The sequence below is a fragment of the Allobosea sp. CRIB-10 genome (genome assembly GCF_900112185.1).
Lineage (GTDB): Bacteria > Pseudomonadota > Alphaproteobacteria > Rhizobiales > Beijerinckiaceae > Allobosea.
In genome coordinates this window covers 40775-59069 of the sequence record NZ_FOKP01000033.1, presented here as the reverse complement: position 1 = coordinate 59069, position 18295 = coordinate 40775, and the positions used below count along the sequence as shown (strand labels likewise).

14 protein-coding genes are annotated in these 18295 nt (G+C 67.8%); 5 read left to right on the top strand and 9 right to left on the bottom strand.

Annotated features, from left to right (window positions below):
- A partial coding sequence (locus tag BMZ69_RS27935; RefSeq protein WP_175507012.1) for a DNA translocase FtsK 4TM domain-containing protein occupies positions 1-1343 on the bottom strand: 1343 nt, incomplete at its 3' end.
- Positions 1344-1526: 183 nt separating this feature from the next.
- Between BMZ69_RS27935 and BMZ69_RS27930 the strand changes: the two genes are divergently transcribed.
- On the top strand, positions 1527-1868 hold the full coding sequence (locus BMZ69_RS27930; RefSeq protein ID WP_092163146.1) for an antibiotic biosynthesis monooxygenase family protein: 342 nt from the start codon (positions 1527-1529) through the stop codon (positions 1866-1868).
- Between the two features lie 66 nt (positions 1869-1934).
- Here BMZ69_RS27930 and BMZ69_RS27925 read toward each other — a convergent pair whose 3' ends face one another.
- From BMZ69_RS27925 to tesB, 3 genes are all read right to left on the bottom strand, one after another.
- On the bottom strand, positions 1935-3359 hold the full coding sequence (locus tag BMZ69_RS27925; protein WP_244543585.1) for an ammonium transporter: 1425 nt from the start codon (positions 3357-3359) through the stop codon (positions 1935-1937).
- An 80-nt stretch (positions 3360-3439) separates the two neighbouring features.
- The gene (locus tag BMZ69_RS27920) at positions 3440-3778 is read right to left on the bottom strand and encodes a P-II family nitrogen regulator (RefSeq protein ID WP_092163144.1); all 339 of its coding nucleotides are present in this window, start codon (positions 3776-3778) and stop codon (positions 3440-3442) included.
- Between the two features lie 232 nt (positions 3779-4010).
- Entirely contained in the window at positions 4011-4877 is an 867-nt protein-coding gene (tesB, locus tag BMZ69_RS27915; protein ID WP_092163143.1) for an acyl-CoA thioesterase II, read from the bottom strand.
- A 120-nt stretch (positions 4878-4997) separates the two neighbouring features.
- Here tesB and BMZ69_RS27910 point away from each other — a divergent pair, with 120 nt between their 5' ends.
- Positions 4998-6248 (top strand): ubiquinone biosynthesis hydroxylase, encoded by a 1251-nt coding sequence (locus BMZ69_RS27910; RefSeq protein ID WP_092163153.1) that lies wholly within the window; start codon positions 4998-5000, stop codon positions 6246-6248.
- A 132-nt stretch (positions 6249-6380) separates the two neighbouring features.
- Here BMZ69_RS27910 and BMZ69_RS27905 read toward each other — a convergent pair whose 3' ends face one another.
- Together BMZ69_RS27905 and BMZ69_RS27900 are read right to left on the bottom strand one after the other, a co-directional pair.
- Positions 6381-6590 (bottom strand): Trm112 family protein, encoded by a 210-nt coding sequence (locus BMZ69_RS27905; RefSeq protein WP_244543581.1) that lies wholly within the window; start codon positions 6588-6590, stop codon positions 6381-6383.
- 20 nt (positions 6591-6610) lie between these two features.
- Complete coding sequence (locus tag BMZ69_RS27900) at positions 6611-11449, bottom strand: NAD-glutamate dehydrogenase (protein WP_244543580.1); 4839 nt, start codon at positions 11447-11449, stop codon at positions 6611-6613.
- A gap of 223 nt (positions 11450-11672) precedes the next feature.
- Between BMZ69_RS27900 and BMZ69_RS27895 the strand changes: the two genes are divergently transcribed.
- Complete coding sequence (locus BMZ69_RS27895) at positions 11673-12221, top strand: peroxidase-related enzyme (protein ID WP_092163151.1); 549 nt, start codon at positions 11673-11675, stop codon at positions 12219-12221.
- A 326-nt stretch (positions 12222-12547) separates the two neighbouring features.
- Positions 12548-12913: a DUF2794 domain-containing protein gene (locus tag BMZ69_RS27890; protein WP_092163128.1), complete on the top strand. Its 366-nt coding sequence runs from the start codon at positions 12548-12550 to the stop codon at positions 12911-12913.
- A 295-nt stretch (positions 12914-13208) separates the two neighbouring features.
- Here BMZ69_RS27890 and BMZ69_RS27885 read toward each other — a convergent pair whose 3' ends face one another.
- The 3 genes from BMZ69_RS27885 to BMZ69_RS27875 all read right to left on the bottom strand — a co-directional run bounded on the left by BMZ69_RS27885 (position 13209) and on the right by BMZ69_RS27875 (position 17512).
- Positions 13209-13985, bottom strand: a complete 777-nt coding sequence (locus BMZ69_RS27885; RefSeq protein WP_092163126.1) for a Bax inhibitor-1/YccA family protein — start codon at positions 13983-13985, stop codon at positions 13209-13211.
- 217 nt (positions 13986-14202) lie between these two features.
- The gene (locus BMZ69_RS27880) at positions 14203-16797 is read right to left on the bottom strand and encodes an ABC transporter permease (protein WP_092163124.1); all 2595 of its coding nucleotides are present in this window, start codon (positions 16795-16797) and stop codon (positions 14203-14205) included.
- A 1-nt stretch (position 16798) separates the two neighbouring features.
- Positions 16799-17512 (bottom strand): ABC transporter ATP-binding protein, encoded by a 714-nt coding sequence (locus BMZ69_RS27875; protein ID WP_092163122.1) that lies wholly within the window; start codon positions 17510-17512, stop codon positions 16799-16801.
- 175 nt (positions 17513-17687) lie between these two features.
- Between BMZ69_RS27875 and BMZ69_RS27870 the strand changes: the two genes are divergently transcribed.
- On the top strand, positions 17688-18284 hold the full coding sequence (locus BMZ69_RS27870) for an arylesterase (protein ID WP_244543584.1): 597 nt from the start codon (positions 17688-17690) through the stop codon (positions 18282-18284).
- Positions 18285-18295 lie beyond the last annotated feature (11 nt).

Sequence of the window (18295 nt, the reverse complement as noted above, 5' to 3'; positions counted from 1 at the left end):
AGCTCGATGCCGATCGCGTTCTTGCCCTGCACCACCGCCACACGCGCCGACACCGCGCTCATCGAGCGGGCGATGTCGTCGGCGAGCGAAATCACCCGCGACGACTTCGTGCCGGGGGCGGGCTCCAGCTCGTACAAGGTGACCACCGGGCCGGGGCGAACCTGGCTGATCTCGCCGCGGACGCCGAAATCCTCGAGCACGCCTTCAAGCAGAGTGGCGTTCTGCTCCAGCGCGTCGGTGGAGATGGCGTTTGCGAGGATCTTCTTCGGCTCGGCCAGATAGGTCAGCGGCGGCAGCTCGAAGCCCTCGCGGTCGAGCAGTGAGGGCTGCGCCTCGCGCGACAGGCGCTTGCCGGGCTTGGGGGCGCGCACGGGAGCAGCGACGCGCGGCGCGTTGAGGTCGCGCAAATCCTGCGTCTCGAACGGCTCGTCATCGTCGTCATAGGCTGGCCGGGCGCTCGGTGCCGCCTTGGTAGCAGCGGGGCGCACGAGCTCGGGCGCGACGACAGGGGACCGGTAGGCTTCGGGATCGCCGGTGAAGTTCGGCTCGCGGCGGACCCGGCCGGTCTGGGCCGGCACGGGCATCGCATTGGCGCTGGCGGAGGCCGGCTGCGGCGGGCGCGGCAGGCGGCGCAGGATCGCGGCCTTCAGCGCCATGGCGCCATGGGCGACCCAGCCGATCAGGATGACCGAGAAGCCCGGCTCGTCGTCGCGGCGCTCCTCGCCATCGGCGAAAGCTTCGTCGTCCTGGTCAGGATCGGGGTCCTCGTCGGTGACGAAGCCGAAGCCCGCGGCGGCGGTGACCGAGAGGATGGCGATGCCGGCGAAGACGAAGGCGACGAGGCCGCCGAGCGCGGTGCCGCCGAGGCCGACGATGTTGCGGGTGCCCTGAAGCAAGGCGTCGCCGATGACGCCGCCCATGCCGGTCGGCAGCGGCCAGCGCGGCGTCGCCGGCAGGGCGCTCGCCACCGCGGCGCTCGAGACGATGCCGACGACCCAGAGCACGAGCTTGAGCGCGCTGCGGTCAAAAAGGTGGAAGCGGATCAGCCGGAGCGACCAGAGCAGCGGCGGTAGCAGCAGCGCGACGACACCGAGGCCGAGCAATTGCATGGCGAGGTCGGCGATCATCGCACCGGGACGGCCGAGCAAATTGTGCACGGTGCCGCGCGTGGCGTTGTTGAGGCTGGGATCGTCGACCGACCAGGTCGCGAGGGCGGCGGCGACCGCGATCATCAGCGCGAGCATCGCCATGCCGGCGATCTCGGCGGCGCGGCGCGACAGGAACTCGCGCACCGGATCGGGCAGGCGGTCGATCAGCGATGAGGAGCGTCGGATCGTGCGCATCGGGCCGTGGTCTGCGGGCGTCGGTCAGGAAGGCGGCAAGAGCCGCCCTATCGAACCGGCAGGTTAGGAAGGTCCGGTTAAGGCCCGCTTAACCTTGCGCTGCCGCCGCGTGTTGTCAGCAGTTCGGGGAACGATCGCCCCGGCCGCCGCATTTTTTTGGGCAGCAACCGCAAGGAGGGCGAAATGGCCGATGGCGACGACAGGATCGCGAGAATTGCCCGGATCTGGCGCGGCCGCACCGTGCCGGAAAAGGCCGATGCCTATGCCGCGTACCTGCGTGAGGTCGGCGTCAAACCACTGGCCAGGAAGGCGCTGGGCGCGCAGATGTTCCGCGAGGACCGCGCCGGTGAGAGCGAGTTCGTGACGATCTCCTATTGGGAGAGCGTCGAGGCGATGTCGCGCTTTGCCGGGCCCGATCCGCGCAGGATCCATCATCTCGACCGCGACGCCGAGTTCCTGATCGAATTGCCGGAAGCGGTGCAGGTGCTTGAGATCGTGCTCGACCGGGTCGAAAGCCGCGATTGAGTACGGGCAAAGAAAAACCCCGGCGGTGTCCCGCCGGGGCGATGCATCGAGCAAGATGGGCTGCGCTCAGTCGTGATAGGCGCGCTCGCCATGTTCGGCGATGTCGAGGCCCTCGCGTTCCTGGTCGGGGGCGACGCGCAGGCCGACGATCACGTCGACGATCTTGTAGAGGATCGCCGAGCCGACGCCGCTGAAGACCAGCGTGAACAGCACCGCCTTGAGCTGGGCCATGAAGGCCGTGCCGAACTCGTAGGTCGCCGCGACGAGCTCGCCCGGCTTGGTCGAGTAGTCGGGGATGCCTGCGCCACCCAGCGCCTGGTTGACCAGGATGCCGGTCGCCAGCGCGCCGATGATGCCGCCGACGCAGTGGATGCCGAAGACGTCGAGCGAGTCGTCGTAGCCGATCGCGTTCTTCACGGTCGAGCAGAAGACGAAGCAGACCGCGCCGGCGACGAGGCCGAGGACGATCGAGCCCATCGGGCCGGCAAAGCCCGCGGCCGGGGTGACGGCGACGAGGCCGGCGACCGCGCCCGAGACCATGCCGAGCATGGAAGGCTTGCCCTTGACCGCCCATTCGACGAAGAGCCAGGCCACAGCCGCCGCCGCCGTGGCGACGAAGGTGTTGATCATGGCGAGCGCGGCGGTGCCGTTGGCTTCGAGGTTGGAGCCGGCGTTGAAGCCGAACCAGCCGACCCAGAGCAAGGCAGCGCCGATCAGGGTCATGGTCAGCGAGTGAGGGGCCATCAGCTCCTTGCCGAAGCCGATGCGCTTGCCGATCAGCATGCAGCCGACGAGGCCCGCGATGCCGGCATTGATGTGCACGACGGTGCCGCCGGCGAAGTCGAGCGCGCCCCATTTGAACAGCATGCCGGCATCGGCATTGACCGCGTCGAGCGCCGCCTGGGCCGCAGCCTTGCCGTCGGCGCCAGCCTCGGCGACTGCCTTGGCGGCGTTACCGACCGCGTCGGGACCGCCCCAGTACCAGACCATGTGGGCCATCGGGAAATAGATGAAGGTGACCCAGAGCACGGTGAAGAGCAGCAGCGCCGAGAACTTCATGCGCTCGGCGAAGGCGCCGACGATGAGGGCCGGCGTGATGCAGGCGAAGGTCATCTGGAATGCGATGTAGACGTATTCGGGAATGACGACGCCGTTGGAGAAGGTCGCGGCGACCGAGTTGCCGTCGACGCCGCGCAGGAAGGCCTTGGAGAAGCCGCCGACGAAGTCGTTGAGGCCGCCGCCATTCGTGAAGGCGAGCGAGTAGCCGAAGATGATCCACATCAGGCAGACGATGCAGACGATGGCGAAGACCTGGGTCAGCACCGAGAGCATGTTCTTGCCGCGCACGAGGCCGCCATAGAACAGAGCGAGGCCCGGGATCGTCATCAGGAGCACGAGGATCGTCGAGCTCATCATGAAGGCGACGTCGCCCTTGTTGGGCACGGGGGCAGGCGGTGCAGCCGGGGTTTGCGCCAGCGCGGCGCCGGCCATCGCGGCGAAGGCCAGTCCGACCAGCCCGGCCCGGTTAAGGGTCTTGTTGTTCATCGAGAAACTCCTGGGAAGGTCGGGGATCAAAGGGCGTCGCCGTCGGTCTCGCCGGTGCGGATGCGCACGGCCTTCTCGATCGACGAGACGAAGATCTTGCCGTCGCCGATCTGGCCGGTGCGGGCGGCGGCGGTGATCGCCTCGATCACCTTGGCGATGAGATCGTCGGTGACGGCGACCTCGATCTTGATCTTGGGCAGGAAGCTCACGGCGTATTCGGCGCCGCGGTAGATTTCGGTATGGCCCTTCTGGCGGCCATAGCCCTTCACTTCGGTCACGGTCAGCCCGTGCACGCCGATGGCGGTGAGCGCGTCGCGCACCTCCTCCAGCTTGAACGGCTTGATGATGGCCATCACGATCTTCATGGCTGGGTTACCCCCGCTTGTGCGCCCTCGGACCGCGATCCAAGCGACGTCGTTGCGCCTCTCGCGCCCATTTCGAGCAGGCGCGTCGGAGGGAGCCTTTCAAGGCCCGTGCCAACCGGTGGATGTGGCGCGCGAGCGGGCAATGCCGCGATTCCGCCATGATCAGGCGGGGCTCAGCGGCTTATAATGATCAAGAATTAGGCAGATGCCGCGAAAGCAGGCGCTTGTCCGCTCAAGCGCGGTCGGGCCGCGGCCGGATCAGGCCTTCCTGCGCGACCGAGGCGACGAGGTGCCCGTCCCGGTCGAAGATCAGACCGCGCGAGAAGCCGCGCGCGCCCGAGGCAGAAGGGCTGTCCTGAGCATAGAGCAGCCAGTCATCGGCGCGGAAGGGCCGGTGGAACCACATCGCATGGTCGAGGCTGGCACTTTGGACCCGCCGGTCGAAGACGCTGGTGCCATGGGCGATCAGGCTGGAATCGAGCAGCAGCAGGTCGGAGGCGTAGGCGAGCACGCTCTGGTGCAGCGCCGGCTCATCCGGGAGCTTTTGCGCCGCCCTGACCCAGACGTTGAACTTCGGCTCGCGCGGAGCGCCCGCAGCGTAGCGGCTCAACTCGACCGGGCGGATGTCGATCGGTCGCTCGCGCCGGTAATAGGCACGCACCGCCTCTGGCATGTGCGGCAGCACGTCGCGCTCCATGCCGTCGCGATCGGGCAACTCGTCGGGCGTCGGTACCGGTGGCATCGGCATCTGGTGGTCGTAGCCGGGCTCGGCGATCTGGAAGGAGGCCGACATCGCGAAGATCGCTGCATCCTTCTGCAGCGCCAGCACGCGCCGCGTCGAGAACGAGCCGCCGTCGCGCAGCCGCTCGACCTCGTAGACGATCGGGATGGTCGGATCGCCCGGCAGCATGAAATAGGCGTGCAGCGAATGGGGCTGGCGCTCCTCGACCGTCTTGCAGGCGGCGTAGAGCGCCTGGCCGATCACCTGGCCGCCGAAGACGCGGGTCCAGCCATTGTCGGGGCTGCGACCCTGGAACCGGTTGTGTCCGAGCGGTTCGAGATCGAAGATCGGGAGCAGAGTGTTCGCGGCTGGGTTCATCGGCTGGAAAACCGGCGCGGCGCGGGCTTGCGGCCCGGGCCGGCTATGGGCAAGACGGCGGAGTGTTGCATCAGCAACGAGCGATCCGGCCGCGTCAAGCGGCGCGATGCGAGGACAACCATGGCGCAAAGTTCCGAGGGCGCGAGCCAGCGCATCGTCATCGCCGGTGGCGGCGTCGCCGGGCTGACGCTGGCGGTCGCGCTGAAGCAGGCGCTGGGCGAGGGGTTTCGCGTGATCGTCGCCGACCCCACGCTCGCCGGACCGCCGCGCGCCGACGATCGCGCCTATGCGGTTGCGGCGGCGGCGCGCAACATGCTGGAGGCGCTCGGCATCTGGCGTCTGGCGGAAGCCACTGCGACGCCAATGACCGAGATGGTCATCACCGACAGCCGGACGCCCGATCTGGTGCGGCCGGTGTTCCTGACCTTCGACGGCGAGATCGAGCCCGGCCAGCCCTTCGCCCATATGGTCGAGAACGGGGCACTGATGGCGTCATTGCTTCAGGTCGCCCGCGCGAACGGCGTCGAGCTGCGGGCCGAAGGCGTCCGCTCCGGCACGGAGGAGGATGGCACGATCGCCATTGCCTTCGCCGACGGCGAAAAGCTGGATGCGGCGCTGCTGGTCGCGGCCGACGGCGCCCGCTCGAAACTGCGCGAGCAGGCCGGCATCGGTTGGGTCGGCTGGTCCTATCCGCAATCGGGGATCGTCGCGACCATCGGCCATGAGCGGCCGCATGAGGGGCGGGCGGTCGAGCACTTCCTGCCGTCGGGTCCGTTCGCGATCCTGCCTTTGGCGGATGGCGGCAAGCTCGGCCATCGCTCCTCGATCGTCTGGACGGAGCGCAGCGAGAACGTCCCGGCCTTGCTCGCGCTCGACGACAGCGATCTTCTGCTCGAGGTCGAGCGCCGTTTCGGCCTCGAGCTCGGCGAGATCGCCATGGAGAGCCGTCCGGGCGCCTATCCGCTCTCTTTCGGAGTGGCGCGCCGTTTTGTTGGCGAGCGGCTGGCGCTGCTCGGCGACGCCGCGCATGTCATCCATCCGATCGCCGGCCAGGGGCTCAATCTCGGGCTGAAGGACGTGGCGGCGCTGGCCGAGGCGATCGTCGATGCCGCCCGGCTCGGCCTCGATGTCGGCGGTTCGGAGGTGCTGGAAACCTATGAGAAGGGCCGGCGCTTCGACACTGTCGCCATGGGGGTCGTCACCGACGGGCTCAACAGGCTATTCTCGAACGATTCGACGCCGTTGCGATTGGCGCGCGATCTCGGCCTCGGCCTGGTCGAGCGCATGCCGGGGCTGAAGCGCTTCTTCATTCGCGAGGCGGCCGGGCTCGCCGGGCCGACGCCGCGGCTGCTCAAGGGCGAGATGCTGTAGGCACTACCAGTCATACTCGGGCTTGACCCGAGCATCTCAGGCCGGAAGAGGCTCGAAGCGGCACTCCCTCGTCATGAGATTCTCGGGTCTGCGCTTCGCTTCGCCCGAGAATGACGCGCAGCACTACCGGCACTACCCCTCCAGCTGCCGCGCCTCTTCCGGCAGCATGATCGGGATTCCGTCGCGGATCGGGTAGGCCAGCTTGGCGGCGCGGCTGATCAGCTCCTGACGTGCTGCATCGTATTCCAGCGTCGCCTTGCTGATCGGACAGACGAGGATCTCCAGCAGCTTCGGGTCGATCCGGGTCGCCGCCGGCACCATGCTTTCCTCGTCCGCGTTCATCGTCAAACTCTCTCCAGACCTTATTTGCGCGGCAGATCGGCCAGCATGCCGGCCGCCACCATCAGCTTTGGCAGGGAGAGACCCGACATGGCAATGGCCGAGACGGTCGCACGGGTGCGCTCGGCATCGGCGCCGCGCTCCGCCAGCCAGTCTTTCAGCGCGTCCGGACCCGACTTGCCGGTAGCGATCTCCTGGGTCAGCCCGGCATGGGCATCGGTGAGGGTCTCGACCGCGCGCTGGCGGGCGAGGCGCTCGTAATCGTCGGTCGCGGGAACGGCCGCGGCAGCCGACCTCAGGGTCGAGAAGCCGAAGACCGAATCGGTGCCGAAATGAATCCGGGCGACCTCGACGATGTCGCGCTTGGTCCGGCTGGCGATGTCGACGATATCCGTCGCCTCGGCGAGCCAGGGCAGGCTGGCGACGCGCACCGCGAGTGCCTCGGGCACGCCGTCGGCTGTCAGCGCGGCGATGCGGGCATTGCGCGCCTGCGCCGCCGCTTCCGGTAGCAATTCGGTGAGTGCGCCCTCCAGCGCCGCGACGCCCTTGGCGTAGTGCGCCACGGTCTGCTCGATCGCGCCGGGCTTGGCGACGCCACGGCGCAGGAACCAGCGCATCCGGTCGACGACCAGCTCCTGCGCGGCGGCATAGAGCCCGGTCTGGGTCTTACCCGGCAGTTTGGCGTCGAGCGCGTCGATGGCACCGTTCAGCGTGATCAGGTCGAAGGCATCGCGGGCGACGGCATAGGCCGCCGCGATCGCCGGCGCCTCGGCGCGGGTCTGGTCGGCCAGCGTCGAGACGATGGCCGGGCCGCCGCGATTGATGATGGCGTTGGCGAGCTGCGTCGCGACGATCTCGCGGCGCAGCCTGTGGCCGGCGATCTCCTTGCCATAGCCCTCGCGCAGCGGCTGCGGGAAATAGCGGATGAGCTCGCTCTTGAGATAGGGGTCGTCGGGGATCGCCGATTCGAGCAGCGCGTCGTGCAGGGCGAGCTTGGCATAGGCGAGGAGCACGGCGAGCTCCGGCCGGGTCAGGCCTTCGCCGCGCTTTTCGCGCTCGATCAGCACGGCGTCCGACGGCAGATACTCGACGCCGCGGTCGAGCCGGCCATCCTCCTCGAGCTGGACCATCAGCCGGCGCAGATGCGGCGTCGCCTGGATGCCCTGCGCCTCGGTCAGCGAGAGCGCCAGCGTCTGCAGGTAGTTGTTGCGCAGGACGAGCAGGCCGACTTCGTCGGTCATCTCAGCCAGCAAAGCGTTGCGCTTCTTCTCGGGCAGGCGACCGTCGCGGACAGGGTCGGCGAGCGCGATCTTGATGTTGACCTCGACGTCGGAGGTGTTGACGCCAGCCGAGTTGTCGATCGCGTCGGTATTGAGCCGCACGCCGTTGCGGGCCGCCTCGATGCGGCCGCGCTGGGTCGCGCCGAGATTGGCGCCCTCGCCGATCACCTTGGCGCGCAGATCGGAGCCGGTGACGCGGATCGCGTCATTGGCGCGATCGCCGACCTGGGCGTCGCTCTCGTCGCTGGCGCGGATATAGGTGCCGATGCCGCCGAACCAGAGCAGGTCGACCGGCGCCTTCAGGATCGCGGTCATCAGCTCGGCCGGGGTGACCTGCGCCTTGTCGAAGCCGAGCGCCTGTTGGGCTTCGGGCGAGAGCGCGATGCTCTTGGCCTGGCGTGAGAAGATGCCGCCGCCCTTCGAGATCAGCGACTTGTCGTAATCGGCCCAGGATGAACGCGGCAGGGCGAAAATACGCTGGCGTTCGGCCAGGCTCTTGGCCGAATCGGGATTGGGGTCGAGGAAGATGTCGCGATGGTCGAAGGCGGCGACAAGCTTGATCGCCGGCGAGAGCAGCATGCCGTTGCCGAAGACGTCGCCGGACATGTCGCCGACGCCGGCGACGGTGAAGGGCGTCGTCTGGATGTCGACATCCATCTCGCGGAAATGCCGCTTCACCGCCTCCCAGGCGCCGCGGGCGGTGATGCCCATGCCCTTGTGGTCGTAGCCCTGCGAGCCGCCCGAGGCGAAGGCGTCGCCGAGCCAGTGATGCTTCTCGGCCGAGAGCGCGTTGGCGGTGTCGGAGAAGGTCGCGGTGCCTTTGTCGGCGGCGACGACGAGATAGGGATCGTCACCGTCATGACGGACCGTGTCCGGCGGCGGGACGATCGTCTCGCCGTCGAGATTATCGGTGAGCTCAAGCAAGGTCCGGATGAAGATGCGATAGCTCTCGGTGCCTTCGGCCAGCCAGGCCTGACGGTCGCTCGCCGGCGGCAGCTGCTTGGGCACAAAACCGCCCTTGGCGCCGACGGGGACGATGACGGCGTTCTTGACCTGCTGGGCCTTAACCAGCCCGAGCACCTCGGTGCGGAAATCCTGCGGCCGGTCCGACCAGCGCAGGCCACCGCGCGCGACCTTGCCGAAGCGCATGTGGATGCCTTCGACGCGCGGCGAATAGACGAAGATCTCGTAGAGCGGGCGCGGCAGCGGCATGCCGTCGACCTGGCCGGAGGCGAGCTTGAACGAGATCGTGCCGCGCGGATGCCCGTCGGGACCGATCTGGAAGAAGTTGGTGCGCAGCGTCGCGTCGATCAGGTTGACGAAGCGGCGTAGGATGCGGTCCTCGTCGAGGCTGGTGACGTCGGCGAGGGCGGCTTCGATGCGCTCGCGCTCGGCCTTCATCTGCTCGGCGCGCTTCTTCTCGGAGAGATGCGGATCGAATTTCGCGACGAAGAGCTTCACCAGCCCGGTGGCGATACTCGAATGGCGGGTCAGCGCGTCGGCGATGTAGTCCTGTGCATAGGGCGCGCCAACCTGGCGCAGATAGCGGCCGAGCGCCCGCAGCAGCGCCGCCTCGCGCCAGGCGAGGCCGGCGGCGAGGACGAGCTGGTCGAAGCGGTCGGATTCGGTGAGGCCGCGGAACTGCGCCATCAGCGCCGCCTCGATCGTCGGATCGAGGTTCTCGATATCGATCTCGCCGCCGCTGGCGCGCTCCAGCGTCATGTCGTGCAGCCAGACGCGGGTGTCGTTGCCCGCCCCGCCATTCTGCTGGGGGGTGATGTTGAAGGTGCGCTCGTTGACGACGCGGAAGCCCATGTTCTCCAGCATCGGCACGCGCTCGGAGAGCGAGATCGCGGCGCCGCGCGAGAACAGCTTGAGGTTGGCGCGGGTCGCTCCGTCGCCCTCGCGGCGGTAGAGATTGACCGCGCGCGGGCGCTCATCCGACAGCTTCTGCAGCATGTCGACGTCGACCAGCGCATCCTCGGCCGAATAGCGCTCGCGATAGGCGGCGCCGAAGGCCTCGGCATAGCGCTCGGCGAGCGAGCGGGCGGCGGGGCCGGCCTTCTGCGTGTCGAGCGCGTCCTTGAGGCCGTCGCTCCAGGTGCGGACGATCGCGGCGATGCCGGCTTCCAGCGTGCTGCGGTCGACCTTGGGCGTGCGGCCCTCGTCCCGGCCGATGATGTAGTGCGTGCGAGAAAGCGGCCCTTCCGGATAGGCCGGATAGGCGGCCGAGACACGGCCCTGGTAGATGCCGGCGAGGAACTCGCCGACACGCCGGCGCACCGTGGTGTCGTAGCGGTCCTTCGGGATGAAGACGAGCGCCGAGACGAAACGGTCGAACTCGTCGGCGCGGGCGAGCGCGCGGATGCGCGGCCGCTCGGTCAGCTGCATAATGTCGAGGGCGAAGCGCTCCAGCGTCTCGACATCGATCTGGAAGAGCTCGTCGCGCGGGAAGGCGTCGAGGACGTTGTAGAGGGCGCGGCCGGAATAGCTCGACGGGTCGAAGCCGGTGCTCTTGAGCACGCGCGCGACCTTGAGGCGCAGATAGGGGATCGAGCGGGCGCTGCCGGTATAGGCGTTCGAGGTGAGCAGGCCGACGATGCGCAATTCGCCGTCGAGGCGGCCGTCGGGGGTGAAGAGCTTGACGCCGACATAGTCGAGATGGACGCGGCGGTGGACACGGCTCTTGACGTTGGCCTTGGTGATGATCAGCGCCTGCGGCTTGGCCAGGAAGGCGCGGATCTCCGGCGTCATCACGACGAGCTCGCGATTCTTGCGCAGCACCCGGACATCGGGGTCGCGCAGGATGCCGAGACCGGAGGAATCGACCGGGTCGGCAGCAGTGTCGCCGCCGGCGAAGCGATAGGCGCGCACGCCGAGCAGGGTGAAGTTGTCGCTGGCGATCCATTCGAGGAAGTTCAGGGCCTCGGTGACCTCGTCCTCAGGCAGCGGCGGCGGATTGGCGCGGTAGGACTGGATCACCTCGGTGATTCGCCCGCGCATCGCGGCCCAGTCGTCGACGGCGAGGCCGACATCGACATAGACGCGGGCGAGGCCGGCGGCGAGCCGCTCGCGCGCCTCGGCGGTGTCGATCCGGTCGAGATGGATATGGATCAGGCTCTCGCGGCGGGTGCCTTCGACGGCGCGGCCGGAGGCCTCGCCGGCGAGCGACTGGAAGGTGCCGTCGTCCTTGCGCACCACGGCGAGGATCGGGTGAGCGACGAGGCGCGGCTCGTAGCCCTGCTCGCTCAGCTCGGCCAGGGTCGAATCGAGCAGGAACGGCTTGTTGTCGTTGACGACCTCGAGGATCGTGATCTGGCGCTCGCGCCCGTCCTGCTTCACCGCCTCGTCGCGGAAGCGCAGATTGGGCTCGCCGGGTTTGCGCTTGCCGCTCAGATGGGCATAGGCGGCATCGGCGGCACGAACGAGCAGTTCCGGTGGCAGCGCAACGAGATCCTCGGCGACGGTGCGGCCATAGAGCAGCTTGGGGAAGTCTGCGGGCATCGCCGAACCGAGCTCGCGGGCAGCAGCCTCGATCGCGGTGACGGCTGCAGCCGTGGCATTCGCTTCGCGCTTGGCCATAGTCTTCTTCCCCCTGCTATTTTGCCGAAGCGATGACATAGCTCACCGGCTGCTGCAACTTTCGTCGGATGCCAGCAGCCAGATTGCACCAATATGGCGCGGACGCGGCAAGTCGTGCCCGATCCGCGCGGATATCGACGCAAGGAGTGCAGAGATGACGAAGAAGCATGACAAAGCGATGGTGGGCGAGCAGCCTGCGAAGCAGGACGCGCCGCCCGCCGTGATGGCGCTCTCTCTGCCGCAAGCCGAGCTTTCCGAGCCGATGCAGGCCTATTTCGCCAAATGCGAGGAGAAGCTCGGCTACGTCCCGAACGTGCTCACCGCCTATGCGCATGACGACGCCAAGCTTCAGGCCTTCGCCGCCTTCTACAACGACCTGATGCTGGCCCCGTCCGGCCTGTCGAAGCTGGAGCGTGAGATGATCGCGGTCGCGGTCTCCAGCGTGAACCGCTGCTATTACTGCCTGACGGCGCATGGCCAGGCGGTGCGCCAGCTCTCCGGCGACCCCGTCCTCGGCGAGATGATGGTGATGAATTACCGCGCCGCGCAGCTCTCAGCCCGTCACCGCGCCATGCTCGATTTCTCGGTGAAGCTGACGGAAAGGCCGCACGAGATCGAGGAGGAGGACCGGCAGAGCCTGCGCAAGGCCGGCTTCGGCGAGCGCGACATCTGGGACATCGGGGCCGTCGCGGCCTTCTACAACATGTCGAATCGGATCGCCTCGGCCGTCGATATGCGGCCGAATCCCGAATATCACGGCGCGTCACGCTGACTTGCAGCCAAAGAAAAACGGCCGGCGGAAACCGCCAGCCGTGAGTTGGCCTCGACTCGTTGGCCCGGCCCGCCGCAGCGCCGGAGGGGCTGGGGGGCTGACGTGTCCGGAACCGGACAGGCCGGGCCGTCGAGGCAACGATTCGGAGTTGAGCGCCGCAACGGGGCGCTCGCTTGGCGCAAGCGCGGCGAAATCATGGCAATCGCGGCAAGACTGATGATCGCGATGGGGTCGTCATCAATCTGTCTTGCAGCGCCCTTGCCAGCGCCGGAGGGCGGGCGCATCATCCCTTGCCGGATAATCGCCGGTAACGAACAGGAGGCGCGATGAGCGAAAGCGAAACTCCGCCAGGTCAGCGAGCGGGCGCGGTCGTCGCCTTTCCGGCTGCCGCGCCCTCCTCGGTCACCTTCGATCGGCGCGAGCTGAACGAGCTGTTCAACCTCTATGGCCGCATGGTCGCGGCCGGCGAATGGCGCGACTACGCCATCGATTTCCTGCGCGACAAGGCGCAGTTCTCGGTCTTTCGGCGCACGGCCGAGGTGCCGCTTTACCGGATCGTCAAGGATCCGTCGCTGGCCCGGCGCCAGGGCGCCTATTCGGTGGTGACCGCGACGGGGCTGATCCTGAAGCGCGGTGCCGAGCTCGGGCGGGTGCTCAAGGTGCTCGACAAGCGGTTGAGCGTGGTCAACTGAGATCGGCGGCGGTCATTGGCGAGCCGTTGGTTTTTGGGGCATCCCGGACAAGCCGCCCTCGGGTCCGGCCTTTGGCCGGCCGAAGGACAGGCTCCGCGGCGCCGATCCGGGATCCATTCCGGAGCCTTGCCGACTGAGGTTCCGGCATGGGGGCCGGGTCTTCGCTTCGCTACGCCCGGGACGACTCGCGCTTTTGTCAGCCATTGACGACGCATCTGACGACGCATCGACCGGCCCAACAAAAAAGCCCCGGCCGTGAGGCCGGGGCTTCGTATTTCCTAGGCTGTCGCCCGACTCACTCCTGCTTGGAGCCGAAGAGCGAGAGCAGCATCTGGAACATGTTGACGAAGTTCAGGTAGAGCGACAGGGCGCCGTTCACCGAGAGCTTCGCGGCCGACTCGGAGTCGAGGTCCGAGTACAGGTACATTTCCTTCAGGCGCTGCGTATCCCAGGCGGTCAGGCCGGCGAAGACCAGCACGCCGATCACCGAGATGGCGAAGGAGAGCGCGCTCGACGCCAGGAAGATGTTCACGACCGAGGCGATCACCAGGCCGATCAGGCCCATGATCAGGAACGAGCCGATGCCCGACAGCGACTTCTTCGTGGTGTAGCCGAACAGGCTCAGGCCAGCGAAGGAGGCCGCGGTGATGAAGAACACCTTGGCGATCGATTCACCGGTGAAGACCACGAAGATCGACGACAGCGAGATGCCCATCACCGCCGCGAAGGCGAAGAACATGGCACGGGCGGTCGAGGAGCTCATGCTCTCGGCCTTGAACGAGAAGAAGAAGATGAAGGCCAGCGGCGCCAGCATCACCACCCACTTCAGCGGGCTGAGGTAGAGCGCCTGGCCGAGCGGCGTCAGCGCGGTGACCTTGCCCGAAGGCGAGTAGCCGGCGATCGCCAGCATGGAGATGCCGATCGCCATCAGGCCGGTGATGGCCAGGCCGATGCTCATGTTGTTGTAGACGCCGAGCATGAACGAGCGCAGGCCCTGGTCCACCTCGACGGCGCTGGTCTGCTGGGCGCGGCCGGCGCCCCAGACCTGAGCGTTGCGGTCGAAATCGCTCATGGAGAGAGTTCCCCTTGAAACTTTGCCTGGCGGACGTCGCCCTTGCGACACCCACCGCCGCGCACCAATGTCGCGACATCGCGAAATATGAGGTGGATCACGCCACCTTACAAGAGGCAAGCATGGTTAGCGCCGCCGTCGACATAGAAATTCGGTCGCTAGACGATGCAACATTACCGTTCGTTCATGTTTATGACTGATCGCGATGAGTCAGAACTCATAAATTCCTCAGATGAGAAGCGGGCGCCTTCGATAGTATTTGTAGCGTTCCGATCAATCCGAACACGACGGTGACCACGACAGCTGCAGTCGCAGCGATGATGGCGCCCGTTGGATCGGGGACGAAATCTATCTTCATCACTTGCGTGACGACGCCCCAGCCGGCTGCGGCACCTGCCAGCAGTCCGAACAGGGCGGAAACGACGCCGATACCTGCGTATTCGAGGACGTACGACGAAAGTATGAAGCGGCGGGTCGCGCCAAGCGTCTTCAGAATCATCGCGTCATAGAGCCGCGCCCGCTGTCCGGCCGCCAGAGCACCCGCCAGAACCAGCAGGCTCGCGCTGATGGCGAGGGCGGAGGCGCCGCGAATCGCGCCGGCGAGCTGGCCGACGATGGTGTTGACCGCCTCCAGCGCGTCCTTGACCCGGACCGCCGTCACCGCCGGGAAGGCGATGGCGAGCTGGCGCATCAACGCGGGATCGCCGGTTGCAGGCGTCGCGTCCTTGTCGGTCACGGTGGCGAGGTTGGTGTGCGGCGCGCCGGCGAAGGTGTTCGGCGAGAACACCATGACGAAGTTGATGCCGAGGGAGCGCCATTCGATGTCGCGGAAATTGGCGATGCGGGCGCTGATGTTGCGGCCGAGGACGTTGACAGTCAGCTTGTCGCCGAGCTTCAGGCCGAGACCCTCGACCGCGCGGGCATCGAAGGAGACCAGCGGCTCGCCGCGATAGTTCTCCGGCCACCACTCGCCCGAGGCGAGCCTGGAAGCCTCGGGCATGGAAGCGGAATAGGTGATGCCGCGGTCACCCTCGAGCACCCAGGCCATCTGCTCGCTGGCCTTGATCTGCTCGGCCGGGACGTCGTTCACGCTGACGATGCGTCCGCGCATCATCGGCACGCGCTCGACATGAGCACCGGGGCGCTGCTGCGCGAGGAAGCGATCGAATTCCGCCGCCTGGGCATTGGGGATGTCGAGGAAGAAGAAACTCGGCGCCTTCTGCGGCAGCGACTGGGTCAATTGCCTGGTCAGGCTGACGTCGATGAAGGCGAGGGTCGAGAGCAGCGCGACGCCGAGGCCGAGCGAGAGCACCAGCGAGGGTGTCAGGGCACCGGGGCGATAGGTGTTGGCGAGCGCCATGCGCAGCGCCGGCTGGCGTGGGCGCCCGGCGCGGCGAGCCAGCGCCATCAGCCCCCAGGCGATCAGGCGCAGCAGCAGGAAGACGCCGCCGGCGGCGCCGATATAGATCAGCGCGATGCGCCGGTCATAGGCGAAGACGAGCGCGACGCCGACGAGGCCGGCGAGCGCCGCGAAGAAGAGCGCGAGATAGATCCAGCGCGGCCGGCGCCGGTCCGGCTCGATCTGGTCGCGGAACAGGGCCGAGACCGGGACGTCATGGGCGCGGCCGAGCGGGATGATGGCGAAGACCAGCGCGGTCAGTAGTCCGTAGAGCGCCGCGACGGCGAGCTCGGCCGGGGCGAGCGTCGGCTCGAAGGGCAGAGGCAGGATGTCGGCGAGCATATAGCCAAGCGCGAAGGGCGCGCCGGCGCCGAGCGCGAGCCCGATCGCGATGCCGAAGCCGGCGACGAGCATGACCTCGGTGAGATGGATGGCGACGACGCGGCCCCCGGTGGCGCCGATCGCCTTCAGCGTGGCGAAGTCGAGCCGCTTGGCCTCGACGAAGCGGCGCACGGCATTGGCGACGCCGACGCCGCCGACCAGGAGCGCGGTCAGGCCGACCAGGGTCAGGAACTGGGTGAAGCGCTCGATATTGCGCTGGAAGTTCGGCGCTGCATTGCCGCGCGAACGGACTTCCCAGCCCGCATTCGGCTGTTCGCGCGTGGCGCTGGCGAGGAGGGCCTCGAGGGCGGCATCGGTATTGGCGCCATCGGGGAGGAGGACGCGGGCGGTCCAGCGTACCAGGCTGCCGGGCTGGAGCAGGCCGGAGGCCCGCAGCGCCTCCTGCGAGAGGATCAGGCGCGGGCCGAAGCCAACGCCGGCGGCGATCTTGTCGGGCTCGGAGGTCAGATTGGCGCGCAATTGCACCCGGGCCGAGCCGATCAGCACGGTGTCGCCGGGTTTCAGGTCGAGCCGGCCGAACAGCACGGGATCGGCGATGCCGCCATAGACGCCATCACGCAATCCGAGCAGGTCGGCGGCCGGCTGGGCCGGATCGGTGCGCAATTCGCCGATGCTGGGATAGGAGCCGTCGACGGCTTTGACTTCGACCAGGGCCGCGCCCTTCTCGCCGGCATTCGCCATGCTGCGCAGGGTCGCGATGGTCGAAACCTTGCCATGGCGGGCGAGGAAGGCGTGTTCCTCGGCGGTCGGCTCGCGATGGATCAGGCTGAAGGCGGCATCGCCGCCGAGGATGCGCCGGCCTTCGCGGCCGAGACCTTCGCTCAGGCCGCGCGAGGCCGAGGACACCGCGGCGATCGCCATGACGCCAAGCGCCAGGCAGGCGATGAAGACCCCGAAGCCGCGCAGGCCGCCGCGCAGGTCGCGCCAGGCGAGGCGCAGGGCCAGCGTGAGGCCAGCGGGACGGCGGATCGGAGCGGATGGCGACGCAGAGGGTTTGACGGGGGCGTGCATCTCAGATCGCCAGCGCCTCGGTGCCGGCCTCGGTCTCGATCCGGCCGGCGCGCAGGCGCACGGTGCGGTCGCAGGATGCCGCGAGCGAAAGGTCGTGGGTGACGAGGACGAGAGTGGCGCCCCGCTCGCGCCGGAGCGCGAAGATCAGGTCGACGATCGAGCGGCCGGTGCTCTCGTCGAGATTGCCGGTCGGCTCGTCGGCGACAAGAATCGCCGGATCGGGCGCGACCGCACGGGCGATGGCGACGCGCTGCTGCTCGCCGCCGGAGAGCTGGGCCGGGTAGTGGTCGAGGCGCTCGCCCAGGCCGACATTGCGCAGTTCGGCCGCGGCGCGCTCGAAGGCGTCGTCGGCGCCGGCGAGCTCCAGCGGCAGCGCGACGTTCTCGCGCGCCGTCATGGTCGGCACGAGGTGGAAGGACTGGAAGACGATGCCGATATGGCGGCCGCGGAAGATGGCGAGCGCATCCTCGCCGAGTGCGCCGAGATCCTGGCCGGCAACCTTGATCACGCCGGAATCCGGCCGTTCCAGCCCGGCCATGGTCATCAGCAGTGTCGATTTGCCGGAGCCGGACGGGCCGACGAGGCCGGTCGCCTGTCCCTGCGGGATCGCCAGCGAAACGCCCTTGAGGATATGGACGCGGGCGGCGCCGCGCCCCAGACTGAGCTCAACATTACTCAGCTCGATCACCGCCGGGGTTCCTTCGCTCGCCGCCATGTTTCCGCTTTCATCCCATCCGATGCCGCCGCTTCGACCATCTTTCCGAGCCGAAGGGACCAGAACCGCCATGCGTCGCGCCGCCAACCGATATGGGCGCTTGCCGTCACGAATCCAGCCGCCGCCGCGCATTTGGACGGTCATGCTGCTCGTCTTCGCCAGTCTGGGCTATTTTATGATGAACACCGCGTCTTCCGCCCAAACCAGGCCGCTCAAGCTGGTCGCGTTCGGCGACAGCCTGACCGCCGGCTACAATCTGCCCGCCAGCGCCGCTTTTCCGACGGTTCTGGAGAAGATGCTGCGCGAGAAGGGGATTTCGGTCGAGATCGCCAATGCCGGCGTCTCCGGCGACACCTCGCAGGGCGGGCTGGAACGGCTCGACTGGTCGGTGCCCGACGGAACCGACGGCGTCATCCTCGAGCTCGGCGCCAATGACGCCCTGCGCGGGGTCGATCCGGCACTGACGGAAAGATCGCTTGACGCGATCGTGACCGGGCTGAAGACGCGCGGCATCCCGGTTCTGCTTGCCGGCATGTATGCGCCGCGCAGTAATGGCCCGGACTATGTCGCCCGTTTCGACGCGATCTATCCCAAGCTCGCCGAAAAGCATGGGTTGATCCTCTATCCGTTCTTTCTGGACGGGATCGCCGGCGACCGGGTATTGAACCAGCCCGACATGCTGCATCCGACGGCTGAGGGCGTGCGCGTCATCGCGCAGCGCATCCTGCCGACGGTGGAGCGGTTCCTCGCCTCCCTGCGCCCGCGCTCCTGAGCCAAGGCGCA

Excerpts from the sequence above, each read along its gene's own strand:
- BMZ69_RS27930 (WP_092163146.1), top strand. The coding sequence starts at position 1,527 with ATGGCCGATGGCGACGACAGGATCGCGAGAATTGCCCGGATCTGGCGC.
- BMZ69_RS27925 (WP_244543585.1), bottom strand. The coding sequence starts at position 3,359 with ATGGCCGGCGCCGCGCTGGCGCAAACCCCGGCTGCACCGCCTGCCCCC.
- BMZ69_RS27920 (WP_092163144.1), bottom strand. The coding sequence starts at position 3,778 with ATGAAGATCGTGATGGCCATCATCAAGCCGTTCAAGCTGGAGGAGGTG.
- tesB (WP_092163143.1), bottom strand. The coding sequence starts at position 4,877 with ATGAACCCAGCCGCGAACACTCTGCTCCCGATCTTCGATCTCGAACCG.
- BMZ69_RS27910 (WP_092163153.1), top strand. The coding sequence starts at position 4,998 with ATGGCGCAAAGTTCCGAGGGCGCGAGCCAGCGCATCGTCATCGCCGGT.
- BMZ69_RS27905 (WP_244543581.1), bottom strand. The coding sequence starts at position 6,590 with ATGAACGCGGACGAGGAAAGCATGGTGCCGGCGGCGACCCGGATCGAC.
- BMZ69_RS27900 (WP_244543580.1), bottom strand. The coding sequence starts at position 11,449 with ATGGCCAAGCGCGAAGCGAATGCCACGGCTGCAGCCGTCACCGCGATC.
- BMZ69_RS27895 (WP_092163151.1), top strand. The coding sequence starts at position 11,673 with ATGGCGCTCTCTCTGCCGCAAGCCGAGCTTTCCGAGCCGATGCAGGCC.
- BMZ69_RS27890 (WP_092163128.1), top strand. The coding sequence starts at position 12,548 with ATGAGCGAAAGCGAAACTCCGCCAGGTCAGCGAGCGGGCGCGGTCGTC.
- BMZ69_RS27885 (WP_092163126.1), bottom strand. The coding sequence starts at position 13,985 with ATGAGCGATTTCGACCGCAACGCTCAGGTCTGGGGCGCCGGCCGCGCC.
- BMZ69_RS27880 (WP_092163124.1), bottom strand. The coding sequence starts at position 16,797 with ATGCACGCCCCCGTCAAACCCTCTGCGTCGCCATCCGCTCCGATCCGC.
- BMZ69_RS27875 (WP_092163122.1), bottom strand. The coding sequence starts at position 17,512 with ATGGCGGCGAGCGAAGGAACCCCGGCGGTGATCGAGCTGAGTAATGTT.
- BMZ69_RS27870 (WP_244543584.1), top strand. The coding sequence starts at position 17,688 with ATGATGAACACCGCGTCTTCCGCCCAAACCAGGCCGCTCAAGCTGGTC.